This is a genomic window from Streptomyces sp. NPDC018693 (assembly GCF_044391385.1).
GTDB lineage: Bacteria > Actinomycetota > Actinomycetes > Streptomycetales > Streptomycetaceae > Streptomyces.
This window is the reverse complement of record NZ_JBIRZZ010000022.1, coordinates 1-17,896: the sequence shown is the minus strand read 5'-3', so window position 1 is coordinate 17,896 and position 17,896 is coordinate 1. Positions and strand designations below refer to the sequence as shown.

Here is a 17,896-nt window from a genome sequence, read left to right as displayed (position 1 = left end):
ATGGGCGCATGCGACGCATCGCGGTGGCCGGGGCTTCCGGTCTGATCGGCAGCGCCCTGGTGCGGTCCCTGACCGCCGACGGGCACGAGGTGGTGCGCCTGGTGCGCCGGGCGGCCCGCGGCGGCGACGAGGCGCGGCGGGATCCGGAGCGGGAGTACGTGGATCCGGCCGGGCTGGCCGGGTGTGACGCGGTGGTGAATCTGGCCGGTGCCGGGGTGGGCGACCGGCGCTGGACGGCGGCGTACAAGCGGCGCATCCACGACAGCCGGGTGCTGGGCACACGGGCACTGGCCCGGGCGGTGGCCGGGCTCGACGAGCGGCCGCGGGTGTTGGTGAACGGCAGCGCGATCGGCTTCTACGGCGAGACCGGAACTCGGGTGGTCGACGAGGGCGCCCCGGCCGGGTCGGGGTTCCTGCCGGAGGTGTGCGTGGCGTGGGAGGGCGCGGCGGCACCCGCCGAGGCGGCGGGGGTGCGGACGGTGTTCGTGCGCACCGGGCTGGTCGTGGCGCGCGGCGGCGGGGCCTGGGCGAGGCTGTTCCCGCTGTTCCGGGCGGGGCTCGGCGGGCGGATGGGCGACGGGCGGCAGTACTGGTCGTACATCGCGCTGCACGACGAGGTGGCGGCGATCCGGCATCTGCTGGACCGGGACGATCTGTCGGGGCCGTTCAACCTGAGCGCGCCGGAGCCCCTGACGAACCGTGAGATCACCGCGGCGATGGGGCGGGTGCTGCGCCGGCCGACACTGGTGGCGGTGCCGGCGCCGGTGCTGCGGGGGGTGCTGGGCGAGATGGCGGGGGATGTGCTGGGCAGTGCGCGGGTGGTGCCGCGGCGGCTGCTGGAGTCGGGGTTCAGCTTCGCGTTCCCGGGGATCGAGGAGGCGATCCGCGCCGCGTGAGGGTCTCCGTGCGGTCGCATGACGCTCCTTCAGCCCCTATGCGACCGTCGTGCGACCGTGCTCTGTCCATGCGCGACTGTTCCTGACCGGGCGCGGCGCTGACACTCGACCCGACTCGGGTATCCGGGACGCCCGTTGGGGGCATGACGTCTCCACCGGCCGCGCAACCTCGAGGAGGGGCACGTGCTAGAGCCCGCGTACCAGGCAGACGTCGTCGTGGTGGGAGCCGGAGTGGCCGGACTCTCGGCCGCCCATCGGCTGACCGGCGCAGGTGTGACGACCGTGGTCCTGGAGGCCGCCCCGTACGCGGGCGGCCGTATGTCGACCGAGAAGATCGACGGCTTCCGGCTCGACCGCATCGGACAGCTGCTGTCCACCGCGTTTCCCGAACTGGGCCGGACCCCGGGGCTGGACGCCCTGGTGCTGCGCCCCTTCGCCCCGGGTGTCCTGCTGCACAGCGACGGACGGCACCACCGCGCCGGCGCACAGGCGGGCGCGGGAGGCGCAAGGGGCGCACTCCACGTGGTGCGCGCCCTCGCCGGCGCGCCCCGGGGTTCGGGGCTGGCCTGGGGGACGGGGGTGGCCCGGGGGGCGGGGGCGGCCCGGTCGTCTCTACCGCGACCGTCCGGGGCGCTCCGGGCGGCCGGGGCGGCCTGGCCGCCCGGGGTGGCACGGCCGGCCGTCCTGCCCCGGCAGCGGGTGGGCGCTCCGGCCGGTGGCCGGGCGGGGGCGCGCGGGCCGGTGCCGCCGCCGAGGGTGCGGCCGGGTGCGCCGCTGGGCACGGCCGTGGACCAGGCCCGGCTCGGGGCCGCGCTGGCCCGGCTCGCGGGCATGCCGGTCGAACGGCTGCTGGCCCGACCGGAGTCACCGGCCGGGCAGGCCCTCGCCGCCCGGGGGCTGCCGGCCCGCACCGTGGACGGCTTCCTGCGGCCGCTGCTCGCCGCCCTGCTGTGCGACCCGGAGCTGACGACCTCCAGCCGGTGCGCGGACCTCGCGCTGCGAGCCTTCGCGACCGGGCGGCTGTGTCTGCCGGAGGGCGGCGCGGAGGTGCTGCCCGAGCTGCTCGCACGGACGCTGCCGCCGGGCACCGTGCACACCGGCGTCCGCGTCACGTCGGTGTCCACGAACTCCGTGACCACCGCCGAGCACGGGGAGTTCCGCTGCGGGGCGGTGCTGGTCGCCACGGACGCGCGTACGGCGGCGGAGCTGCTGCCGGGGCTGCGGGTGCCGGAGTTCCACCCGGTGACGGTCGTCCACCACACGCCGGACGAACCGCCGGGCACCGGGGCGGCGCTGCTGCTGGACGCGGACCGGGGTGGCCCGGTCGCGCACACGGCGGTGGTCAGCGAGGTCGACCCGAGCCGGGCGCCCGCGGGCCGCACGCTGGTGTCGTCCACCGTCCTGGGCACGCCGCCCGCCGGGATCGACACGGCGGTCCGTATGCACCTGGCCCGGCTGTACGGGGTGCCGACGGACCGCTGGGAGACCCTGGCCATCCACCACACCGCCGAGGCCGTCCCCGCGATGCGGGCCCCGCACGATCTGCGGCGCCCGGTGCGGCTGCTGGCGGGCCTGTACGTGTGCGGCGACCACCGGGACACCAGCACGGTCCAGGGCGCGCTGCACTCCGCCCACCGGGCGGCACGGGCCATCCTGGCGGACCTGGGGGCGGCGGGCTCGATGCATTCGGCCGACCCCTTGCCGACGACGCCGAAGGCCGCGTAGGGCGGGACACGCCGGGGGTTGCGGCCGCTTCGGCACCACCCTGCACCGTCGTAGCTGAGCGCCGTCGCGGGGGAAAGGGCGCGGCGAAAACAGAACGGCGGGGCAGGGAGGCGGCGGCACAGGGAGGGGCGGCGGGCAGGTGGGCGGCTGAAACACGCAGGAGGCCGGTGCCGCGGCCCCGAGGGGCCGCAGCACCGGGGGGACGCCACCGGGGCACCGCACCACCAGGGGCGACACGCCACCCGGGGGGACACGCCACCGGGGCGCGGCCCCCTGGGAGCACTGCGGCGCCGGGGCTGGCGTCGGGTCAGCCCAGGGCTGCCGTCACCCTGTCGCGGTAGGTGCGGACCGCTGCCGCGTCCTTGTAGGGCTCCAGGCGGCGTTCGAAGTCCCTCACGTACTCCACCGCCCGGACCGAGCGCATCTCCGCCGCCTGGCCGGCCGCCTCGGCGGCGAGCTGGCACGCCTGGTCGAGTTCGCCGAGGCCGAGGCGGGCGGAGGCGAGGACGACCCGGCAGAACAGGCGGCTGCGGGCGTGCGCGGCGGGGCGGAGCTGGAGGGCGCGTTCGGCGTGCTGGGCGGCCGCCCGGAACTGCTGGAGGTCGCGGTGGCAGTGGCCGAACTCGTCGGCCAGCTGCGCCTCGTCGAAGAAGCGCGCCCAGAAGGGCACCTCGTCGCCCGGCTTGGCCGCCTCCAGGGCGCGTTCGGCACGCACCAGCGAGCCGGTGCAGGCCCGCACCTCGCCCAGCACCCCGTGCCCGCGCGCCTCGATCGCGTGCAGCAGCGCCTGCACGGTCGGCGGGGCGCTGGTGCCGATGCCCTGCTGGGCCACCCGGGCCAGCTGGACCGCCTCCCGGCCGTGGCTCAGGTAGACGGCCTGGCGGCTCATGGTGATCAGCACATAGGCGCCGTACGCCCGGTCCCCGGCGGCCTGGGAGAGGCGCAGCGCCTGCACGAAGTAGCGCTGGGCGAGCCCGTGCGCGGCGATGTCGTACGACGTCCAGCCCGCGAGCCGGGTGAGGTCGGCGGCGGCGGCGAAGAGCTTGCGGCCGGTCTGCTCGCCGTAGACGCCGCGCAGCATCGGCTCGCACTCGTGCTCCAGGTAGCGCACGAGGGCCTGGCGGGCGTGGCCGCCGCCGTACATGTCGTCGAGGGTGCGGAAGAGGTCGCCGACCGAGCGGAGCGCGCTGATGTCGCCGCTGGTGACGCGCTGGCCGGGGCCGCGCTCGCCCGCGCCGCGCGGCCGGGCCGGCGGCACCCCGGCCACCTGCGGCTCGGCGGGCGTCGGGGGCAGCTTGGCGGGGCGGGTCTGCCCGGGGACGCGGGCGACGGGCAGCTCACCCCGGGCGACCCGCTCGTCGGACCGGCCGATCAGCCAGTCGCGGCTGGGCACGACCAGTCCGGCCGGGGTGAAGGCGATCTTGCGCAGTTCGGCGTGGCTGCCGGAGTCCTTGCGCCACAGCCCGCTGACGATGTCGACGGCCTCCTCGGGGGTGCCGGCGAACTCCAGGCCGGCGTACACCGGCGCACAGGCGTCCAGGCCGAGGTCCTGGGCGGTGAGGCGGCGGCCCAGGCGCCGGGTGAAGACCTCGGCGATCAGGGCGGGGGTGGTGCCGCGCGGCTGCTGCCCGCGCAGCCAGCGGGTGACGGACGTCTTGTCGTATCTGAGGTCCAGCCCGTGTTCGAGGCCGAGCTGGTCCACGCGCCGGGCGAGACCCGCGTTGGAGAACCCCGCTTCTGCGATGAGCGCGGCGAGTTGGCGGTTGGGAGTGCGCTGCGCGGGTCGTTCCGTCATGGTGCGGTGCGGTCTCCTGCCTTCCGGGCCTCTGAAGTGCCCGGATTGCCTGTGAGCAGCCCTTATGGCCTCGTGGACGGCGCGAATGTAGCTGAGCGTAAGCAGGCCGTCGCACATTTCCGCGCTCGTTCATCCGATCGTGTGAGAATTGCCCGCAGGGCTGACGTCCGCCGGGCAGTCGTACAGTGGCGTGGGCGTGTTTCATGCCTTACGACTTCGAGGAGGCGCTTGCCGTGAGTGAGCTGCGGTTCGTCCGGATGGGCTTCGGCGCGGACATGGTCGACTACCGGGTCGCGTGGGACGAGCAGCGCCGGGTGCACGCGGCGCGGTTCGCCGACGAGATCACGGACACCGTGCTGCTCCTGGAGCACCCGCCCGTCTACACGGCGGGCCGGCGCACCGCCGACAGCGAGCGCCCCCTGGACGGCACCCCCGTCGTCGACGTGGACCGCGGCGGCAAGATCACCTGGCACGGCCCGGGCCAGCTGGTGGGCTACCCGATCCAGAAGCTGCCCCGCCCGGTGGACGTCGTCGCCCACGTACGGCGCCTGGAGGAGGCGCTGATCCGCACGTGCGCGGAGTTCGGCCTGGAGACCAGCCGGGTCGAGGGCCGCAGCGGGGTGTGGGTGCTCGGCGACCCGGTCGAGCGACGACCGGCGCTCGGCGGGCTGTCCCTGGACTTCGACCCGCGGCTGACCGACGAGGAGTTCGACCCGCGCCTGAACGGCCCGGAGTACGCCCCGTCCAACGCCGGCCAGCGCCGCGAGGACCGCAAGATCGCCGCGATCGGCATCCGCGTCGCCAAGGGCGTCACCATGCACGGCTTCGCGCTGAACGTGAACCCGGACAACGCCTGGTTCGACCGGATCATCCCCTGCGGGATCCGCGACGCGGGGGTCACCTCCCTGGCCAACGAGCTGGGCCGGGACGTGACGATCGAGGACGTGCTGCCGGTCGTCGAGCGGCACCTGAGGGACGTACTGGAGAACGCGGAGCTGAAGCCGCGGGAGATCGAGCGGGCCTCGGCGTAACCGGCGCCGGGCCACCAAATCCACGGGCGTACCCTGGGGAACGCCGAAGAATCAAACGCTAGGGAGCCGACGTGTCCGCAGTCGCACCGGACGGACGCAAGATGCTGCGCCTGGAGGTCCGCAACAGCCAGACCCCCATCGAGCGCAAGCCCGAGTGGATCAAGACCCGGGCGAAAATGGGTCCCGAGTACACCGAGATGCAGAAGCTCGTGAAGAGCGAGGGGCTGCACACGGTCTGCCAGGAGGCCGGCTGCCCCAACATCTACGAGTGCTGGGAGGACCGCGAGGCGACCTTCCTCATCGGCGGCGACCAGTGCACCCGGCGCTGCGACTTCTGCCAGATCGACACCGGCAAGCCCGAGGCGCTCGACCGTGACGAGCCGCGCCGCGTCGGCGAGTCCGTGGTCACCATGGACCTGAACTACGCCACCATCACCGGCGTCGCCCGCGACGACCTGGAGGACGGCGGCGCCTGGCTGTACGCGGAGACGGTCCGCCAGATCCACCAGCAGACGGCCGGCCGCGCGGCCGGCCGCACCAAGGTGGAGCTGCTGGCCCCGGACTTCAACGCCGTCCCGGAGCTGCTGCGGGAGGTCTTCGAGTCCCGCCCCGAGGTCTTCGCGCACAACGTCGAGACCGTCCCGCGGATCTTCAAGCGCATCCGCCCCGGCTTCCGCTACGAGCGCTCGCTGAAGGTCATCACCGAGGCCCGCGACTTCGGGCTGGTCACCAAGTCGAACCTGATCCTCGGCATGGGCGAGACCCGCGAGGAGGTCAGCGAGGCGCTCAAGCAGCTGCACGAGGCGGGGTGCGAACTGGTCACCATCACGCAGTACCTGCGGCCGAGCGTGCGCCACCACCCCGTGGAGCGGTGGGTCAAGCCGCAGGAGTTCGTGGAGCTGAAGGAGGAGGCCGAGCAGATCGGCTTCTCCGGGGTCATGTCCGGTCCGCTGGTGCGGTCGTCGTACCGTGCCGGGCGGCTTTACCAGATGGCCGTGGAACAGCGTCATTCAGCTGCTCCTCAGCAGGAAGGCTCCTTCGTCGCGACCCAGGCGGTGTGAGCCCGCCCCGTGTGAATTCACGCACAAGCAACTACCGGCCAGTAGTGTCCGGTTCGCTGCGGCCCCGACCGTCCTCGCAGATGAGGGCACCGGTCGGGGCCGCGCCCGTGTTGCGGCGCCCCGAATCCACCCGTATCAAGGCTTCATTGGTGTTTGACCGGTCGGTCACGTCCTGGTAACACCAGACAGTGACGCTGGGTACCTCCCATCCCGCAGCCTTAGGGGGATCACATCATGCAGGCCGCGCCCGTCCGGGCCACCGCCATCCCGTCCTTCACCACCGCCCTGCGCGCCGTGGAGTCGCTGCTCATGAGCGGCGGTCAGCGCACCGCCCGGCGCAACGCCTGGACCTCCGTCCTGGAGGACCGCCGTCGCGCCAAGGACCGCGTCGAGACGCAGCGCGTCCTCGAAGAGGTCAGCTCCGCCCGTCCGTGACCGACCCCGCCCCCTCCCCTGCCGGGGGGCGCCCCGGGACACTGCCGTCGTCGGCACTCCGGGGGCCACGTAGACTTCGTGGCATGGCGAGGAAGGACAACGCGGCCGAGGCCGCGAACCCCGGGCGACTGAAGCAGATCGCCCTGACCTACAAGATGACCCGCAGGGCCGACAAGAAGATCGGTCTTGTACTCGCGGCTGTCGGAATCGTCACCTTCGGTGTCTTCCTCGCGATCGGCTTCTTGATCGGTCACCCCATCTATCTCGGCATCCTGGGCCTGCTGCTCGCCTTCCTCGCGACGGCGATCGTGTTCGGGCGCCGGGCCGAACGGGCCGCCTTCGGCCAGATGGAGGGTCAGCCGGGCGCCGCCGCGGCCGTGCTCGACAACATCGGCCGGGGCTGGACGACCACCCCCGCGGTGGCGATGAACCGCAGCCAGGACGTGGTGCACCGGGCCGTCGGCAAGGCCGGCATCGTGCTGGTCGCGGAGGGCAACCCGAACCGGGTGAAGAGCCTGCTGGCCGCCGAGAAGAAGAAGATGAACCGCATCGTGGCCGACGTGCCCGTGCACGACCTGGTCGTCGGGACCGGCGAGGGGCAGGTCGAGCTGAAGAAGCTGCGCACGACGATGGTCAAGCTGCCGCGGGTGCTGACGGGGCCGCAGGTCACGGCCACCAATGACCGGCTGCGGGCCATGGGGGACCTGATGAGCAACATGCCGTTGCCGAAGGGGCCCATGCCGAAGGGCATGAAGCTGCCCAAGGGCGGGCCCAAGGGACGCTAGTCCGCTGTGCGACTGGGCCCCGGGGAACCTTCGCGGTTCCGCCGGGGCCCTTTGTCGTTTCGTTCGCGGGTGCGGGTGACTGTGGCTGGTCGCGCAGTTCCCCGCGCCCCTGGTGGGTCGGACTCAGATCCGCACTTCTACCGTGCGGGCCAGTCTGTCGTGCAGACCCCGGCCGTCCCGGTCCCAGATCAGGGCAGGGATCGCCAGGCACAGCAGGAAGGTGCGCAACAGGGCGCGCAGGGGGTTCACGGTGCCGGTCTCCAGGCTCAGGACGCGGATGCCGAAGAGGCGCTTGCCCGGGGTGAAGCCGACGGTGCCGACGGTGAGGGCGCTCATGGCGAAGAAGACCAGGAGGGCCCAGTTGCTGGTGGCAGGGGTGTAGCCGTCTGTGATCAGGCCGTATGCGATCAAGACGCACAGACCCCAGTCGACGGCCAGGGCGCCGAGGCGTCGGCCGGGGCGGGCGAGGGAGTTCGGGCCCTCCTCCGGCAGACCGAGCTGCTCACCCCGGTAGCCGAAGTCGGCACCGGCGTCTTCCATGGCCGCGCGCGGCCCGGAGAGCCACGATCCGATTGCTTGCCTGTTGTCCACCCGCCCACGGTACTGCGGGCGCATTTGACCACTGCACCGCGGGGTGTCCTGGGGCTAGGCTCGGAGCGGGGGCGGTTAACTTCTGCGAAACAAATGGGTCACGCACGAGAAATCACCCGTCCCTAGGGTCGACGACAGCGTGTGCCACCGCACTGGCCGCACGAACGAACTACCACCCCGGCATGGCGGTCGGGAGTAGGAGGAGCTGGATGTTCCAGAACGCCGACGAGGCCAAGAAGTTCATCGCGGACGAGGACGTCAAGTTCATCGACGTCCGCTTCTGCGACCTGCCGGGCGTCATGCAGCACTTCACGGTGCCCGTCGAGGCGTTCGACCCGGACGAGGAGCTCGCCTTCGACGGTTCGTCGATCCGCGGCTTCCAGGCCATCCACGAGTCCGACATGGCGCTGCGCGCGGACCTGTCGACGGCCCGTGTCGACCCGTTCCGCCGCGACAAGACGCTCAACATCAACTTCTTCATCCACGACCCGATCACGGGCGAGCAGTACTCCCGTGACCCGCGCAACGTGGCGAAGAAGGCCGAGGCGTACCTGGCGTCGACCGGTATCGCGGACACCGCGTACTTCGGTCCCGAGGCCGAGTTCTACGTCTTCGACAGCGTCCGTTTCGCCACCTCGGCGAACGAGTCCTTCTACCACATCGACTCCGAGGCCGGCGCCTGGAACACCGGTGCGCTGGAGGACAACCGGGGTTACAAGGTCCGCTACAAGGGCGGCTACTTCCCGGTCCCGCCGGTCGACCACTTCGCCGACCTGCGCGCCGAGATCTCCCTGGAGCTGGAGCGGGCCGGCCTGAAGGTCGAGCGCCAGCACCACGAGGTGGGCACCGCCGGCCAGGCCGAGATCAACTACAAGTTCAACACGCTGCTCGCGGCCGCCGACGACCTGCAGCTCTTCAAGTACATCGTGAAGAACGTCGCCTGGCGCAACGGCAAGACGGCGACCTTCATGCCGAAGCCGATCTTCGGCGACAACGGCTCGGGCATGCACGTCCACCAGTCCCTGTGGACCGGCGGCCAGCCCCTCTTCTACGACGAGGCCGGTTACGCGGGCCTGTCGGACACCGCCCGCTACTACATCGGCGGCATCCTCAAGCACGCCCCGTCGCTGCTGGCCTTCACCAACCCGACGGTGAACTCGTACCACCGTCTGGTCCCGGGCTTCGAGGCGCCGGTGAACCTGGTCTACTCGCAGCGCAACCGCTCCGCGGCCATGCGCATCCCGATCACGGGCTCCAACCCGAAGGCCAAGCGCGTCGAGTTCCGCGCGCCCGACTCCTCCGGCAACCCGTACCTGGCCTTCTCGGCCCTGCTGCTGGCCGGCCTGGACGGCATCAAGAACAAGATCGAGCCGGCCGAGCCGATCGACAAGGACCTCTACGAGCTCGCCCCCGAGGAGCACGCGGGCGTCCCGCAGGTCCCGACCTCCCTCCCGGCCGTCCTCGACTCTCTGGAGGCCGACCACGAGTTCCTCCTCCAGGGCGACGTCTTCACGTCGGACCTGATCGAGACGTGGATCGACTACAAGCGCGCCAACGAGATCGCGCCGCTGCAGCTGCGTCCGCACCCGCACGAGTTCGAGCTGTACTTCGACGTGTGACCGGGCCGCGCACGCGCCTCGCGTGACCGGTACGACGCCCCCGTTCCTGTTTCTCAGGGCGGGGGCGTCGGCGTATCGTTCCAGTAATACTGTTGTTCGACAGGGTTGTGCGAGAGGGTCACGGGGGTGGCTGCGGAGATGTCCGGACAGGACGACAACGAGCGTGAGTTCGATCTGCGCTGGGCCGACTCAGCCGAGCACAAGGAGCCGTCCGCGCGGGCGCGGATGCTGGCCGCGCGGTGGAAGGAGAACCCTCCTGGGCCGGTGCCCTTCCGGGGAGAGCCCGAGGGCAGGGGACGTCGGCTGCGGCCCCGGTCGCCCTGGTGGTCGACGGCCCTTGTGCTGGGCTGTGTGGTCGCGGTGATCCTGGTGCTGGGGTATGCGGGCTTCCCGCGGTCCTACTAGGAGTGCCCGCGGGTAGCACAACGCAATGTCAGGGGCGGGGATGCGTGAGGACAGGTGGGGCGGGGAGGCCGCCGTGGCGCGGCTTCTGGAGGGGGCCTCGCTGGAGGAGGCGCTCGACGCGGGGGATCCCGCCGCGTGGACCGCGCTGGACGAGGGCGTGCGTGACGTCGGCTGGTACGGGCGTGAGCTGCTGCCGACCCGCGCGTGGGTCGTAGGTCATCACCCCGAGCACACCGCCGAGGCGCGTCTCGCACTCGCGCTCTGCCACCCCGACGGCCGGGTGCGGGAGGCCGCGGTGCGGCGGGCCGGCGAGTACCCGGCGCTGCTGCCGCTGGTCGTGATCCGCGCCGCCGACTGGGTCGAGCCGGTGCGTGAGCGTGCGTGGGAGCTGCTGCGTGAGCGGCTCGACGCGGGTACGGCGGTGCGGCTGGCGTCGCTGGTCCTGCGTGTCGGGCGGCGGGAGCGCGGTGCCTTCGCGGTCGAGGTGCTGACACAGGTGCTGCGCGGTGCGCCGACAGCCGCCCTCCTCCAGGACACCGACCGCGCCGTGCGCCGCCTGGCCTACCGCATCGCCGTCGAGGAGCGCTCCCTCTCCCCCGCCGAGCTGGCCCGTGTGGCGGCCCAGGACGCGGACGTCGTCGTACAGGACCTGTGCGCGGAGGCCGCCCTGGCCGCCGTACAGCCGGACGGCAGTGCTGACGACGTCCTCACGCCCCTGCTCCGCGCGCGCAGTCCGCGGGCCCGGTCGGCCGGGGTGACCGCGCTGCGGCGGGCCGGGCGGTTCGAGCGGGCGGAGGGGTTCCTCGCCGACCGGTCGGCGCTGGTGCGGGCCTGTGCGCGGTATGTCGTACGGCAGGGCGGGGGCGATCCGGTGGCCTGGTACCGGGCGCGGTGCGCCGACCCCGGTGGTCCCGGGGTGCCGCCGGGCGCGGCGGTCGGGCTGGCCGAATGCGGTGACCGTGCGGACGCGGAGCTGCTCTGGCCGCTCGTCGGCCACCCGGTGGCGGCGGTGCGGGCACGGGCGGTGGCCGGTCTGCGGATCCTGGACGCGGCGGACGTACGACGGCTGTGGCCGCTCCTGGACGATCCGGCGCCCGGGGTGGTGCGTGAGGTGACCTCGGCCGTGCTGCCGTCTGCGGCGCTGGTGCCCGAGGAGTGGCTGAAGGAGCGGCTCGGAGCCCAGTGGCCGGCCGCCGCTCGGGTCGCTGCGGTCCGGTTGCTCAAGGCCCGGGGCTGAGCCGGGGGCGCGCCCGGCGCTGGGGGAGGCACGACTGCCCGCAGCATGTCGGGGAACTGTGCGACCGGCCCGGCAGGGACCTTTTGCCCGGACTGGGGACGTTCAGGACCGCGTCATGGGGACCGGACGGTGCACACTGGCAGTGGGGCGAGTGCCTGACTGCGGGGTGGTTCAGATGCGGAGCCGTTTCCGGAGTGATCGGCGGTTGACCGTTCGGATGACGGTCACCATGTTTTTGCTCGGGTTGTTGTACGTCGCGTTCGTGGCCGCGCTCGTCGTGCTGCTGAAGTCGTGGGTGCTGGTCGTGGTCGTCGCGGCGGCGCTGCTCGGTGCCCAGTACTGGTTCTCGGACCGGATCGCGCTGTTCGCCATGCGCGGGCGGGTCGTGGAGCGGGAGGAGTATCCCGAGCTGCATGCCGTGGTGGACCGGCTGTGTGCCATGGCGGACATGCCGAAGCCGACCGTCGCGGTGTCCGAGATGGACATGCCGAACGCGTTCGCCACCGGGCGGAACGCCGACAAGGCCGTCGTGTGTGTGACGACCGGCCTGCTGCGGCGGCTGGAACCGGGCGAGCTGGAGGGCGTGCTCGCGCACGAGCTGTCGCATGTGGCGCACAAGGACGTCGCGGTGATCACGATCGCGTCGTTCCTCGGTGTGATCGCGGGGCTGATCGTGCGGTTCGCCTTCTACTCGCAGCTCTTCGGGGGCGGGCGCAGGGACCAGAACACCGCGGTGGTGTTCATGGCGGTGATGGGCGTGTCGGCCGCCGTGTACGCGCTGTCGTTCCTGCTGATCAGGGCCCTGTCCCGGTATCGGGAGCTGGCCGCCGACCGGGCCGCGGCGCTGCTCACCGGGCGGCCCTCGGTGCTGGCGTCGGCGCTGACGAAGGTGTCCGGTGACATCGCGCGGATCCCGACGAAGGACCTGCGTACGGCCCAGGCGTTCAACGCGTTCTACTTCACCCCGGCGACCGGCCGGGAGCCCGGTGTCGAGCGGTTCTTCTCCACCCACCCGCCCCTGCAGCAGCGGCTGGAACAGCTGGGGCGGATCTCCGGCGAGCTGGGCGAGGCCGCGGCGCCCGACAAGGGGTGAACGGGAAGCATGGGGATTCTGGACATCCTGCTCGGTCGTTCGAAGCCGGTCGCACCCGATCTCGATCAGCTCTTCGGGCTGCCGTCGGCGGCGATCACGCTGGAGGCGGCCGCCGGGTTCACCCCGACCGGGCAGGGCGCGGTGTGCTTCGCCACGGTGGAGGGTGGGGCCTTCGAGCAGACGCACCGGGAGGTGCGGGCGCTGCTGGACGCGGACACCGGGCGCACGGGTCCGCCGGTCGAGCTGACCCGGGACGACTACGGCTACTCCTGGCTGGTCTCGCACCGCTCCCCCGACCAGCTCGTGGAGCTGGTCAACGATCTGCACGCGGTGAACAGCGCCCTGGAGGCGGGCGGCTTCGGCCCGCAGCTGCTGTGCTCGCTGGCGGGCTTCCGGGACGCGGACAACGGTCAGCGGCGGCTGGCGCTGGTGTACCTGTACAAGCGGGGGTCCTTCTACCCGTTCGCGGCGCGGCCCCGGGCGGGGGCGCGGGGCGGGCCCCCCCACGGCAAGCCGGGGTAGGGGGGGCGGGCGCCCCCCCCCGGGATCGGGCAGGCCCCCCGGCGCGGGGTGGCCGGGGGGGGGCGGGGCGGCTTACCGGGGCGGGGGGGGGGGGGGGGGGGGTGGTGTGGGGGGGGGGGGGGGCGCCGCCGGGGGGGGGGGGGGGGGGGGGGGGCGCCCCCCCCGCGACAACTCACTGGAACTGCAGGTGAAGGCGGCTCTGGCGAACGACCTGAGGATCGAGCAGGACCTCGGGCGCTGGTTCCCGGTGTGGGGCGCCCCCGGCCTGTGATCCGCTCCGTACGAGGCTTGCCGTACGAGGCTTGCCATACGAGGCTTACAGGTTGCGCTCGCGCTTGTAGCGGCGCTCCCACTTGGCCTGCTGGTCGCGGCGGTCGCGGTATGCCTTGTACGTCGTCGGGGCGCCGCCCGGTGCGGGCGCCGAGGGTGTCGAGGATGTCGTCGAAGGTGTCGAGGACGTGTCGCGGGCGGATCGCGCGTACAGGTACAGCACGGCGATCGCGGCGAGCCAGTAGAGATGGTTTCCGAATCCGAGGACGACCAGGACGGCGGTCCCGGAGAGTACGACGGTGCTCATGACGGACCTCCCTGGGCGTGAGTGCGGTGGCGGAAGGGGCTTCCGGTGACTCCGGTGCCTGACACGCCTTCAGGGTAGAAAGCCGGGCGGTCGCCGTGCAGCTCCTTTTCCGCGGGCCGGTGCTTCGCTGACGCAGGCTCATGCTCCCGGTGCCGCCGTGACCACGCCCGCCGCGACGGCCGCGCCGAGGGCCGCGTGGTCGGCGGTGGTCTGGTCGGCGTAGTCCAGCGCGAAGTCGGTGACGGCGCGTTCGAAGGTGTCGGCGGAGCCGAGGTAGGCGGCGATGGCGATGCGGTCGCCGGAGCGGGCGTGGGCGCGGGCCAGCGCCGTACCGCACAGGCGGGCGTAGCCGAGCAGGTCGGCCGGGCCCATGCCGGCGACGTCGGCGGAGCCCTTCGTGTCGCGCAGCTGACGCCAGTAGAAGGCGCGGCCCTGAGGGCCGGTCATCCAGCCGAGGAAGATGTCGCCGGTGGCCTGCAGCAGCCGCTGGCCGGCGACGACCCGGTGCCCGGGGTGGACATAGGGCCCGCTCGGCAGATGCGCCTCCAGGACGGACGGGCTCGCCTCCTTGATCTGCAGGAACAGCGGGTCGTCGCAGTCCCGTCCGGTGAGCAGGACGACGAAGCAGCGGGTGCCGACGCTGCCGACGCCGACGACCTTGCGGGCGGCGTCGACGAAGCGGTAGCGGTCGAGGAGGAGGCGGCGCTCCTCGGCGAGGGTGGAACGGTAGTCGTTGAAGATCTTGCGCAGAGCGGCGGCGTCGGAGGCGCCGGCGGGTTCCAGCAGCGGCGGGTCGTGGACGATACGGCGGCGTCCGTCGACGACCTCGGTGAGCTTGCCGAGCGCCTGGAGGCTGGTGCGGCGGCGGGCGCGGGTGAGGCTGGACTCGACGCGGCGGCGCCGGCCGGCGGAGCGGGCGAGGGCGCGGAGCTGGTCGGCGTCGATGGCCGTGTACCAGACGGCGAGTTCGCCCTGCCGGGCCAGCCGCCGCATGGTGGTGCGGTAGGCGGCCGCGGACTCACGGGCGGCGTGGCGGACCTTGGTGTCCTTGTGCCCGTTCTCGCGTCCGGCGACGGCGATGGAGGCGGCGAGGCGTTTGACGTCCCACTCGAAGGGGCCGGGGTAGGTCTCGTCGAAGTCGTTGAGGTCGAAGAGGAGGGTGCGCTCCGGGGAGGCGTACAGGCCGAAGTTGAGGAGGTGGGCGTCGCCGCACAGCTGCACGGTGAGGCCGGTGTGGGGCTGGGCGGCGAGGTCGGCGGCCATCACGGCGGCGGCGCCGCGCAGGAAGGCGAAGGGGGAGGCGCTCATCCTGCCGTACCGGATCGGCAGCAGCTCGGGCAGCCGGTCCTGCCCCTGCCGTTCCAGTACGGCGACGGGGTCGGCGCGGTCGACGGGCGGGAGCCAGAGGGCGTGCCCGGAGCGGGGGACGCGCTTGCGGGCGAGTCGGCCCTGGTCGGCCCGGTCGGCGGGGGTGGTCATGGGGTGGGCCGTCCGGAGACGGGGCGGGTCCGCGTCCGCGTGTGCTGCTGCCGTGGCGTCATCCGGTCCGGCCTCCCTGTCCGCGGGCACCTCCCTTATGGCAGCAGTGAAGGGCGAGTGGGGGCGTGGCGCATGCGGAGTACGGCAGATGGGTGAGGGGGCGGGGGTGTGGTGGGGGTGCGGGTGGGTGGAGGTGCGTTGTCAGTGGCGGCGGGCAGGATGGTGGCAGGCGCGGGTGGGCCTCGGTCGGCCCGGCGGGGCTCGGGCGGGGGACCGGACGGAGGGGTGGCATGGGTATCAGTGAGGCGCGGCGGTACGTCGATGGGGCCGAGCGGCGGGCCCGGCTGGCGGTGCGGCACGGGCTGGCGGGGAGCGCGCGGGCGGGGAGTCCGGAGGAGGTTGCCGAGGCGCTGGTGGCGTTGCACGGCTCGGATCCGGCGACGGTGTACCTGGCGATAGGCGCGCGCCTGGCGGACCCCGCGGACACCGTGGTGGAGACGGACCGGGCGCTCTACGAGGACCGCTCGCTCGTGCGGATGCATGGCATGCGGCACACCGTGTTCGTGTTCCCGACCGCGCTGACCGCGGTGGTGCACGCCTCGACGGGCCTCGATGTGGCGGGGCGGGAGCGGGCGGCGCTGGTGAAGGACATGGCGAAGGCGGGGGCGCCGGACGCGGTGTGGCTGAAGGAGGTCGAGGAGTCGACCCTGGCCGCCCTCGACCGGCTGGGGCAGGCGACGGCGGCCGAACTGGCGCGTGAGGAGCCGAGACTGCGCGAGCAGTTCGTGTACGCGGCCGGGAAGAGCTACGAGGGCGTGCACACGGTGTCGACGCGGTTGCTGCGGCTGCTCGGGACGGAGGGGAAGGTGGTGCGGGGCCGTCCGCTGGGCTCGTGGACGTCGAGCCGGTTCCGGTGGGCGCCGGCGCCGGAACACCCGGAGCTGGACGCCGCCGAGACCCAGGCGGAGCTGCTGCGCCGCTGGCTGGCGGTGTGCGGTCCGGCGACCGAGGCGGACCTGAAGTGGTGGACGGGGTGGCGGGTGACGGACGTACGGCGGGCGTTGCGGGCGTCCGGGGCGCGGGAGGTGACGGTCGACGAGGGGACGGCGTATGTCGTGGCCGGTGACGAGGAGGCGGTGACCACCGGCCCGGCGGAGCCGTGGGCGGCGCTGCTGCCCGCGCTGGATCCGACGGCGATGGGCTGGCGGGAGCGGGACTGGTATCTGGCGCCGGAGTCACGGGGCGCGCTGTTCGACCGGAGCGGGAATGTGGGGCCGACGGTGTGGTGGGACGGGCGGGTGGTCGGGGGCTGGGCGCAGCGCGCGGACGGGGAGGTCGTGTGGCGGCTGCTGGAGGACGTGGGCCGGGAGGCGGAGGCGGCGATCGGACGGGCGGCGGAGCGGCTGAGGGGCTGGGTGGGGGCGACGCGAGTGCGGCCGCGCTTCCCGACGCCGCTGGACAAGGAGCTGAGCGCCGCCGGGGGGTGACGAGGCGCCAGGATCCCTTCTCAGGTCGGTCACCGGCACCCCGCCACTGCCCACAGCGCGGCACGCGATCCGGCTGCCCGCCTGCGACGCCGCCCTTCCGGTGGTCCTCGACCGGTACCGGCTCACGGAGCGCAAGAGGCAGCTGCCGTTCGCACCGTGAGCCGGGTGCGGCCGAGCCTGACTCAGCGGCTGTAGCGCATCAGGGCGCGGACCATGTGGCACGTCGTGTCGGACGGCGGGTGGACGCCGATCCGTTCGGCCGTGCTGCGGATCTTCTCGTTGCGGGCCTGGTTGGGCAGGTACACCCCCGAGTCGAGGAGGGCTATGGCGAGGCGCATGGCCTTGAGGCGGCGGTTGTGGGTGACGTACCACTCGCGGGGACGCCCGGGCGGCAGCGGCCGCTTCTGCACGGGCGCGCACGGCAGTTCGAGCAGGACGGGTCGCTTGGCGGTGGACTGGGTCGGCAGCGGCTTCGGCTTGGTTGCGGCAGCGGGCACAGGCATCCTCCTGTCGCGGTCAGGGCTCCGACCGGAAACCCCGGCGGAACCCTCGAACACAGCTTCAATTCTACCGCCCCCCACTGACAAAAGGCCCTGGCCAGAAGCCACTTCGGGCCTCGCCGCAACGGCGAGATGCGCGGCCGTCGCCAAGGCGGGGACCAGTCGCCGGCGCAAGCACGCGAGTAGCGTGGGCGACATGGAGATCTGGATCAACCCTGCCTGTTCCAAGTGCCGTAGTGCGCTCACCCTGCTCGACGCGGAGGGGGCCGACTACACCGTCCGTCGCTATCTGGAGGACGTGCCGAGCGAGGACGAGATCCGGGAAGTCCTGGCCGGGCTCGGGCTGGAGCCGTGGGACATCGCGCGGACGCAGGAGGCCGCGGCCAAGGAGCTGGGGCTGAAGGAGTGGCCGCGGGACGAGGCGTCCCGGGAACGGTGGATCGAGGCGCTCGCCGCACACCCGAAGTTGATCCAGCGGCCCATCATCACCGCGGACGACGGTTCGGCCGTCGTCGCGCGTACGGAGGAGGCCGTGCGGGACGCCCTCGGCCGGAAGTGACCGTTCCTAGTGCCGCATCAGGCAACGTTCGCCCTGTCGACCACGGCTCGTAGCCGTTGATCGGCGGCGTGACGGTTTCGCCAGATGATGTAGCGGCGG

At 73.0% G+C, this 17,896-nt stretch carries 17 protein-coding genes and 3 pseudogenes; 14 read left to right on the top strand and 6 right to left on the bottom strand.

Annotated features, from left to right (window positions below; all coding sequences use genetic code 11):
* Positions 1-8: 8 nt before the first annotated feature.
* Positions 9-896: a TIGR01777 family oxidoreductase gene (locus ACH5AC_RS34995; RefSeq protein ID WP_398866345.1), complete on the top strand. Its 888-nt coding sequence runs from the start codon at positions 9-11 to the stop codon at positions 894-896.
* 183 nt (positions 897-1,079) lie between these two features.
* Positions 1,080-2,621 carry an NAD(P)/FAD-dependent oxidoreductase gene (locus ACH5AC_RS34990; protein ID WP_398866344.1) on the top strand — a complete coding sequence of 514 codons (1,542 nt, stop codon included), beginning with the start codon at positions 1,080-1,082 and terminating at the stop codon, positions 2,619-2,621.
* A 307-nt stretch (positions 2,622-2,928) separates the two neighbouring features.
* Here ACH5AC_RS34990 and ACH5AC_RS34985 read toward each other — a convergent pair whose 3' ends face one another.
* A complete protein-coding gene (locus ACH5AC_RS34985; RefSeq protein WP_398866343.1) occupies positions 2,929-4,416 on the bottom strand; it encodes a regulator in 1,488 nt (495 codons plus the stop codon).
* A gap of 233 nt (positions 4,417-4,649) precedes the next feature.
* Here ACH5AC_RS34985 and lipB point away from each other — a divergent pair, with 233 nt between their 5' ends.
* From lipB to ACH5AC_RS34965, 4 genes are all read left to right on the top strand, one after another.
* Positions 4,650-5,447, top strand: coding sequence for a lipoyl(octanoyl) transferase LipB (gene lipB, locus ACH5AC_RS34980; protein WP_398866342.1), 798 nt, complete (start codon positions 4,650-4,652; stop codon positions 5,445-5,447).
* 71 nt (positions 5,448-5,518) lie between these two features.
* Positions 5,519-6,508: a lipoyl synthase gene (gene lipA, locus ACH5AC_RS34975; protein ID WP_398866341.1), complete on the top strand. Its 990-nt coding sequence runs from the start codon at positions 5,519-5,521 to the stop codon at positions 6,506-6,508.
* Between the two features lie 234 nt (positions 6,509-6,742).
* Positions 6,743-6,943, top strand: a complete 201-nt coding sequence (locus ACH5AC_RS34970) for a hypothetical protein (protein WP_398866340.1) — start codon at positions 6,743-6,745, stop codon at positions 6,941-6,943.
* An 83-nt stretch (positions 6,944-7,026) separates the two neighbouring features.
* Positions 7,027-7,728 (top strand): DUF4191 domain-containing protein, encoded by a 702-nt coding sequence (locus ACH5AC_RS34965; RefSeq protein WP_398866338.1) that lies wholly within the window; start codon positions 7,027-7,029, stop codon positions 7,726-7,728.
* Between the two features lie 123 nt (positions 7,729-7,851).
* Here the strand turns inward: ACH5AC_RS34965 and ACH5AC_RS34960 are convergent, their stop codons facing one another.
* Complete coding sequence (locus tag ACH5AC_RS34960; RefSeq protein ID WP_398866337.1) at positions 7,852-8,319, bottom strand: RDD family protein; 468 nt, start codon at positions 8,317-8,319, stop codon at positions 7,852-7,854.
* A gap of 209 nt (positions 8,320-8,528) precedes the next feature.
* On the opposite strand from ACH5AC_RS34960, the gene glnA reads away from it, so the two are divergent.
* From glnA to ACH5AC_RS34930, 6 genes and pseudogenes are all read left to right on the top strand, one after another.
* The gene (gene glnA / locus ACH5AC_RS34955; RefSeq protein ID WP_398866336.1) at positions 8,529-9,938 is read left to right on the top strand and encodes a type I glutamate--ammonia ligase; all 1,410 of its coding nucleotides are present in this window, start codon (positions 8,529-8,531) and stop codon (positions 9,936-9,938) included.
* A gap of 138 nt (positions 9,939-10,076) precedes the next feature.
* A complete protein-coding gene (locus ACH5AC_RS34950) occupies positions 10,077-10,343 on the top strand; it encodes a hypothetical protein (protein ID WP_398866335.1) in 267 nt (88 codons plus the stop codon).
* 40 nt (positions 10,344-10,383) lie between these two features.
* Positions 10,384-11,580 carry a hypothetical protein gene (locus ACH5AC_RS34945; RefSeq protein ID WP_398866334.1) on the top strand — a complete coding sequence of 399 codons (1,197 nt, stop codon included), beginning with the start codon at positions 10,384-10,386 and terminating at the stop codon, positions 11,578-11,580.
* Between the two features lie 175 nt (positions 11,581-11,755).
* Entirely contained in the window at positions 11,756-12,673 is a 918-nt protein-coding gene (gene htpX / locus ACH5AC_RS34940) for a zinc metalloprotease HtpX (RefSeq protein WP_398866333.1), read from the top strand.
* 9 nt (positions 12,674-12,682) lie between these two features.
* A pseudogene (locus tag ACH5AC_RS34935) lies at positions 12,683-13,163 on the top strand (hypothetical protein); the annotation flags it as partial.
* A 189-nt stretch (positions 13,164-13,352) separates the two neighbouring features.
* Positions 13,353-13,466: pseudogene (locus tag ACH5AC_RS34930) on the top strand (hypothetical protein); the annotation flags it as partial.
* A 45-nt stretch (positions 13,467-13,511) separates the two neighbouring features.
* Here the strand turns inward: ACH5AC_RS34930 and ACH5AC_RS34925 are convergent.
* Positions 13,512-13,772, bottom strand: coding sequence for a hypothetical protein (locus ACH5AC_RS34925; protein WP_398866331.1), 261 nt, complete (start codon positions 13,770-13,772; stop codon positions 13,512-13,514).
* 138 nt (positions 13,773-13,910) lie between these two features.
* Positions 13,911-15,251 carry a DUF2252 domain-containing protein gene (locus ACH5AC_RS34920; RefSeq protein WP_398866330.1) on the bottom strand — a complete coding sequence of 447 codons (1,341 nt, stop codon included), beginning with the start codon at positions 15,249-15,251 and terminating at the stop codon, positions 13,911-13,913.
* Between the two features lie 290 nt (positions 15,252-15,541).
* Here ACH5AC_RS34920 and ACH5AC_RS34915 point away from each other — a divergent pair, with 290 nt between their 5' ends.
* Positions 15,542-16,738 carry a winged helix DNA-binding domain-containing protein gene (locus ACH5AC_RS34915; RefSeq protein WP_398866329.1) on the top strand — a complete coding sequence of 399 codons (1,197 nt, stop codon included), beginning with the start codon at positions 15,542-15,544 and terminating at the stop codon, positions 16,736-16,738.
* A gap of 182 nt (positions 16,739-16,920) precedes the next feature.
* On the opposite strand, the gene ACH5AC_RS34910 is transcribed toward ACH5AC_RS34915, so the two are convergent.
* The gene (locus ACH5AC_RS34910; RefSeq protein ID WP_398866328.1) at positions 16,921-17,235 is read right to left on the bottom strand and encodes a hypothetical protein; all 315 of its coding nucleotides are present in this window, start codon (positions 17,233-17,235) and stop codon (positions 16,921-16,923) included.
* A gap of 199 nt (positions 17,236-17,434) precedes the next feature.
* Here ACH5AC_RS34910 and ACH5AC_RS34905 point away from each other — a divergent pair, with 199 nt between their 5' ends.
* Positions 17,435-17,797, top strand: coding sequence for an arsenate reductase family protein (locus tag ACH5AC_RS34905; RefSeq protein WP_398866327.1), 363 nt, complete (start codon positions 17,435-17,437; stop codon positions 17,795-17,797).
* 17 nt (positions 17,798-17,814) lie between these two features.
* Here the strand turns inward: ACH5AC_RS34905 and ACH5AC_RS34900 are convergent.
* Positions 17,815-17,896, bottom strand: a pseudogene (locus ACH5AC_RS34900) (transposase); the annotation flags it as partial.